Below are 2,308 nucleotides of genomic sequence, written 5' to 3' on the forward strand. Positions count from 1 at the left end.
CCTTTTACCTGCTGGCCAATCACCTGCTCAATCTTGTCCTGCCGGCCGCCGCGGTGGCCCTGCTGCTGGTGTTGGCAACTCAGCTTATGGGTGGATTATTTAGATCAAAAATGCCTTTAGCCCAGACCTGGTATGCGCAAGCAGCTATTGTTTTTGTAGTAAACGTGGTGGTGCTGGTGGCCGGGCTGGTGTTCTTCGGCCATGACGGGAAGATGCTGACGTATGCCGCCATGGTGGTCGGCGCGGCCGTCTGCCAGTGGGTTTTGCTGGGCGCCTGGCGGGCCTGAAGGGGCTTGTAAATCCAATGGCCGGGCGCATGGCTGCGTTGCGCGGTGCTCGGAATCCTCATGCACCCAAGTGCATTCCGGTGTCCTGCGCTCCGTGCGCCTTGCCCTGCATCCGGTAATTGAATTTCTAAAGTCCCTTCGAATACCGACTACAAATCGGGCTTGAAGACGTTCACTGCGTCCGTGATGATGCCGTCGGTGCCCAGGGCCAGCAGCCGCTGCACGTTCGCTTCGTCATTCACCGTATAGCTCAGCAACTTGAACCCGGCTTTTTTGGCCTGGGCCACCGTATCGGCGTTCCAGAGCTTGTGGTTGCAGACGATGGCCACGCAGTCCAGGCCGGTCGCCGTTTCCAGCCAGTTGGCCGGGAGTTGGTCGAGCAGCAGGCCGCGTGGCAACTGCGGCTGGGCGCGCCTGGCCGCCTCAAGGGACAGCGGCTGGAAGGACGTCAGCAGTGGGGGAATGGCTTGGTCCTGCCACAGCCGGGCCGCTTCGTTGGCCACCACAGTGCCGGTGTGACTCTCGATGCCCGGTGTGGGCTTGATCTCGATATTGAGGAAGTAGCCCTTGTCCAGGCAAAAGCGGGCGATGCGCTCAAAGCTGGCGAGGCCCTCCGCGGCAAACGCCGGGGAATGCCAGCCGCCGGCGTCAAGCTTGGCCAGCGCCTCCCAGCTCAACTCGCCAGCCACACCTTTGCCGTTGCTGGTGCGCTCCAGCGTGGCGTCGTGCAGCAAAAAGGGAACGTCGTCGGCGCTCAGTTTCACGTCGCACTCGAACATGCGGTAGCCATGGCTGGCGCCCAGCATGAAGGAGGCCAGGGTGTTTTCGGGCGCCAGCTTGCCGGCGCCGCGATGCGCTACCCAGCGCGGGTAGGGCCAGTTGGCAGCTGATACGGGGTTTGTCATGGGTGTGCTCAGGACCTGTGGAGACGAGACGAAAGCCGGAAATTAGATCCGTTTGCCCGTTTCCGAGTCAAACCAGTGCAGGCGATCTGCGCGCGGCGTGACATGGATGGTCGCGCCGATCTCGGGCGCGATTGACAGGCTTTCGTCGGTGCGCACGATGATGGCTTCGCTGCCCATGCGGCAGTACAGCAGGCGCTCGGCGCCCAGCATTTCAATCGTGTCGACCTGCACGGGCCAACCCGTGGTGCCCACCGTCAAGTGTTCAGGCCGTATGCCCAGAATGGCGCCGGGCTTGCCGCCGAAATCGGTGTTCGGCGCCTGCTTGAGCAAATTCATGGGCGGCGAGCCCATGAAGCTGGCCACAAAGGTGGTAGCCGGCCGGTTGTAAACCTCTTCGGGCGTGCCGAACTGCTCCATGCGGCCGGCGTTCATCACCATCATGCGCTGGGCCAGTGTCATGGCCTCGACCTGGTCGTGGGTGACGAAAAGCGAGGTGATGCCGAGTTCGCGGTGCAACTTCTGGATCTCCAGGCGGGTCTGCACGCGCAGCTTGGCGTCCAGATTGGACAGCGGCTCGTCAAACAAAAACACCTGTGGCTGGCGCACGATGGCGCGGCCCATGGCCACGCGCTGGCGCTGCCCGCCCGAGAGCGCGCGGGGCTTGCGGTCCAGCAGGTGGCCCAGCTCGAGGATCTTGGCGGCCTTGTCGACGCGCGTCTTGATTTCGTCCTTGGGCACTTTGGCGATCTTCAGGCCGTAAGCCATGTTGTCGAACACGCTCATGTGCGGGTAAAGCGCGTAGTTCTGGAACACCATGGCGATGTCCCGCTCCGAAGGCTCCAGCTCGTTGACGACCTTGCCGCCGATGGAGATTTGCCCGTCGCTGACTTCTTCCAGCCCGGCCACCATGCGCAGCAGGGTGGACTTGCCGCAGCCAGAGGGCCCGACGATGACGATGAACTCGTGGTCATTGATCTCGGCGTTCACGCCGTGCAAAACCTGCAGCATGTCTTTGCCGGAGCCGTAGCGCTTGATGATGTTGTTGAATGAGAGGGATGCCATGTCTGTATTTCCGTTGTGTCTTGGTTGTTCTTGGCAGTCTGGGCCGCTCTGGGC

At 62.3% G+C, this 2,308-nt stretch carries 3 protein-coding genes; 1 reads left to right on the top strand and 2 read right to left on the bottom strand.

The annotated features are described in order from the left end of the window. Positions 1–8 precede the first annotated feature (8 nt). Entirely contained in the window at positions 9–287 is a 279-nt protein-coding gene (locus tag AC1D1P_RS21310; protein ID WP_477674340.1) for a hypothetical protein, read from the top strand. Positions 288–436: 149 nt separating this feature from the next. Here AC1D1P_RS21310 and ugpQ read toward each other — a convergent pair whose 3' ends face one another. Both ugpQ and AC1D1P_RS21320 read right to left on the bottom strand, forming a co-directional pair. Further along, a complete protein-coding gene (ugpQ, locus tag AC1D1P_RS21315) occupies positions 437–1,192 on the bottom strand; it encodes a glycerophosphodiester phosphodiesterase (protein ID WP_477669827.1) in 756 nt (251 codons plus the stop codon). A gap of 42 nt (positions 1,193–1,234) precedes the next feature. After that, positions 1,235–2,254, bottom strand: a complete 1,020-nt coding sequence (locus AC1D1P_RS21320) for a sn-glycerol-3-phosphate import ATP-binding protein UgpC (RefSeq protein WP_477669826.1) — start codon at positions 2,252–2,254, stop codon at positions 1,235–1,237. Positions 2,255–2,308: the final 54 nt, after the last annotated feature.

This window comes from Polaromonas sp. P1_E1_2 (assembly GCF_056406035.1).